The sequence below is a fragment of the Streptomyces sp. NPDC054840 genome (assembly GCF_053611065.1).
The window spans coordinates 1-3,724 of sequence record NZ_JBSGZP010000706.1 but is presented as its reverse complement, the minus strand read 5'-3'; the positions used below and the strand labels follow the sequence as shown (position 1 = coordinate 3,724).

The 3,724-nt window shown below is 69.0% G+C and carries 2 protein-coding genes; one reads left to right on the top strand and one right to left on the bottom strand.

All coding sequences use genetic code 11. From position 1 onward, the window contains the following. Positions 1–29: 29 nt before the first annotated feature. Positions 30–962 (bottom strand): hypothetical protein, encoded by a 933-nt coding sequence (locus tag ACWGIU_RS32635; RefSeq protein ID WP_453711720.1) that lies wholly within the window; start codon positions 960–962, stop codon positions 30–32. A 127-nt stretch (positions 963–1,089) separates the two neighbouring features. Between ACWGIU_RS32635 and ACWGIU_RS32630 the strand changes: the two genes are divergently transcribed. Beyond that, positions 1,090–3,724, top strand: a 2,635-nt coding sequence (locus tag ACWGIU_RS32630; protein ID WP_453711719.1) for a valine--tRNA ligase, incomplete at its 3' end; no start/stop codon positions are given.

The following is a 3,724-nucleotide window of genomic DNA, read 5'->3' as shown; positions in this document are numbered from 1 at the left end:
GCGCGAGCCCCGCGCGGACGTCCTTCTGATCAGGCCTTGACGCGGGCGGTGTTGTAGACCTTCGCGGTCAGGTCCGCGGCCTGCTCCAGGGTGTACCCGGGCTTGTTCGCGAGCACGGAGGCCACGTCGGTGGCGGTGACCATGCTCAGGGTGCTGTAGTCGCCCCAGATGCAGATCGGGAGGGTGAACTGCTTGGGGCCCTTGGCCGACGTGTCCTTGATGGTGAACTTCGCTTCCTGGCACTTCATCACGGCGCCCTTGAAACCGGCCGGCGTGATCGCCTTGGGACTGCCGATCAGCTGGACGTCCGACTTGCCGTCCTTGGCCGCGTTCAGCTTGGCCATGGTGAAGTAGCCGTCCACGGCCTTCTCCGGGTCGGCGATCTCGCCGTAGAGGCCTTGGAAGTTGAGGCCCTTGGCCGTCAGCGGGTTTTTCGGATCACCGGCCGTGTAGGTCATTCCGACCCGGGCCGGGTTCTTGACGCCGGCCGCCTCGGCTTCCTTCTTGTCCTCGTCGGTGAAGGGCTTGTCCTCGTACTTCGCGTCCTTCTTGAAGTCGTCCACCGACTCCGGGGCGACCAGCTTGTAGCCCTTGGTGTCCGCGGAGATGTTGCCGCCCGCTCCGCCGCCCACGAGGTACCAGCCGCCGCCCGCGATCACCGCTACCGCGACGACCACGCCGATGATCAGGCCCGCCTTGGACTTCTTCGGGGGCTGGCCGCCGTACGGGGCCTGCTGCTGCGGGTAGCCGTACGCCGGGGTCGGCGGCTGCTGGGGGTAGCCCTGCGGGGGGACGCCCGGCTGCTGCGGGTAGCCGTAGCCCGGCTGGGGGGCCGCGGGCTGGCCGTACGGGCCGGGCTGGGGGGCGGGCTGGCCGTACGGGCCCGGCGGCGGGGGCTGCTGCCCGTACGGTCCCGGCTGCTGAGGCTGCTGTCCGTAGGGCCCTGGCTGGTTGTAGCTCATCCCGCGTCCCCCAATGAGGTTGCTTATCCGTTTCTCACATCCTGACGGAAGCCGGGAGCGGGCAGGGCGCCGGGCCCCTGGATTACCGGTTTCATGACTGGACTGTTACCGCTCTAAACTGTGCCCCGTGACCGAGAACACGCAGACACCCAGCAGCCCCAACTCCGAACTGCCGACCACGTACGCGCCGGCCGAGGTAGAAGGGAAGCTCTACGAGCGCTGGGTAGAGCGCGGTTACTTCGAGGCGGACGAGAAGAGCGAGAAGCCTCCGTACGCGATCGTCATCCCCCCGCCCAACGTCACCGGCAGCCTGCACCTGGGCCACGCCTTCGAGCACACGCTGATCGACGCCCTCACCCGCCGCAAGCGCATGCAGGGCTACGAGACGCTGTGGCAGCCCGGCATGGACCACGCCGGCATCGCCACCCAGAACGTCGTCGAGCGCGAGCTCGCCAAGGAGGGCAAGTCCCGCCACGACCTCGGCCGGGAGGCCTTCGTCGAGCGCGTCTGGCAGTGGAAGGGCGAGTCCGGCGGTCAGATCTCCGGCCAGATGCGCCGCCTCGGCGACGGCGTCGACTGGTCCCGCGAGCGCTTCACCATGGACGAGGGCCTCTCCGAGGCCGTCCAGACCATCTTCAAGAAGCTCTACGACGACGAGCTGATCTACCGCGCCGAGCGCATCATCAACTGGTGCCCCCGCTGCCTGACCGCGATCTCCGACATCGAGGTCGAGTACCAGGACGACGAGGGCGAGCTCGTCTCGATCCGCTACGGCGAGGGCGACGAGTCCATCGTCGTCGCGACCACCCGCGCCGAGACGATGCTCGGCGACACGGCCGTCGCCGTCCACCCGGAGGACGAGCGCTACAGGCATCTCGTCGGCACCGAGATCGAACTGCCGCTCACCGGACGCCGGATCCCGGTCGTCGCGGACGAGCACGTCGACCCGGAGTTCGGCACCGGCGCCGTCAAGGTGACCCCGGCGCACGACCCGAACGACTTCGAGATCGGCCAGCGCCACAACCTGCCGAACCTCGCCGTCATGGACGAGCACGCGATCATCACCACCCACGGCCCCTTCCAGGGCCTGGACCGGCTGGAGGCCCGCTCCGCCATCGTCGCCGCGCTGCGCGCCGAGGGCCGGATCGTCGCCGAGAAGCGTCCGTACACGCACTCCGTCGGCCACTGCTCGCGCTGCAAGACCACCATCGAGCCGCGTCTGTCGATGCAGTGGTGGGTCAAGGTCGGCCCGCTCGCCAAGGCCGCCGGTGACGCGGTCCGCAACGGCGAGGTCAAGATCCACCCGCAGGAGATGGAGAAGCGGTACTTCGACTGGGTCGACAACCTCCACGACTGGTGCATCTCGCGCCAGCTGTGGTGGGGTCACCGCATCCCGGTCTGGTACGGCCCGAACGGCGAGGTCGTCTGCGTCGGACCGGACGAGCAGCCGCCCACCGGCGAGGGCTGGACCCAGGACACCGACGTCCTGGACACCTGGTTCTCCTCGGGCCTGTGGCCGTTCTCCACGCTCGGCTGGCCGCGGCAGACCGACAGCCTGGCGAAGTTCTACCCGAACGCCGTCCTGGTCACCGGCTACGACATCCTCTTCTTCTGGGTCGCCCGGATGATGATGTTCGGCCTGTACGCGATGGACGGCACCCCGCCGTTCCACACCATCGCCCTGCACGGCATGGTCCGTGACGAGCGTGGCAAGAAGATGTCGAAGTCCTTCGGCAACGCGGTCAACCCGCTGGACTGGATGGACAAGTACGGTTCCGACGCGGTCCGCTTCACCCTGGCCCGCGGCGCCAACCCGGGTGTCGACGTCCCGATCGGCGAGGACTGGGTCCAGGCCTCCAGCAAGTTCGCCAACAAGATCTGGAACGCCACCCGCTTCGCGATGATGAACGGCGCCACGATCGAGGGCGAGCTGCCGCCCGTCGAGCAGCTGTCGGCCACCGACCGCTGGATCCTGTCCCGGCTGAACAAGACGGTCGCGCAGGTCGACGCGTACTACGAGGACTACCAGTTCTCGAAGCTCAGCGAGGCCCTCTACCACTTCGCGTGGGACGAGGTCTTCGACTGGTACGTCGAGCTGTCCAAGACGACCTTCTTCGCGGGTGGCGAGCAGGCCGAGGTCTCCGGCCGCGTCCTCGGCGAGGTCGTCGACGTCATGCTGCGGCTGCTGCACCCGGTCGTCCCCTTCGTCACCGAGACGCTGTGGACCACGCTGACCGGCGGGGAGTCCCTCGTCATCGCCGACTGGCCGAAGACCGTGTCCGTTCCTGGGGCTGACGCCCCGGGCGGCTTCCGGGACGAGGCCGCCGAGGCGGAGATCGCCTCCGTCCAGTCGGTGATCACCGAGGTCCGCCGCTTCCGCAAGGAGCAGGGACTGCAGGACGGCCAGAAGGTTCCGGCCCGTCTGGAGCTGGGCGCCACCGCGCTGGGCGCGCACGAGGCGGCCATCCGGCAGCTGCTGCGTCTCCAGCCCGAGGGTGACTCCTTCAGCGCCACCGCGACCCTCCCCGTCGCCGGCGGCACCGTCGCGCTCGACCTGTCCGGCACCATCGACGTGGCGGCCGAGCGCAAGCGCCTGACGAAGGACCTGGGCGCCGCGGAGAAGGAGAAGCAGCAGGCCGAGGCGAAGCTCGGGAACGAGGCGTTCATCGCCAAGGCCCCGGACAACGTCGTGGACAAGATCAAGGGCCGGCTCGCCAAGGCCGAGGCGGACATCGCCCGGCTCCAGGCGCAGCTGGACGGCC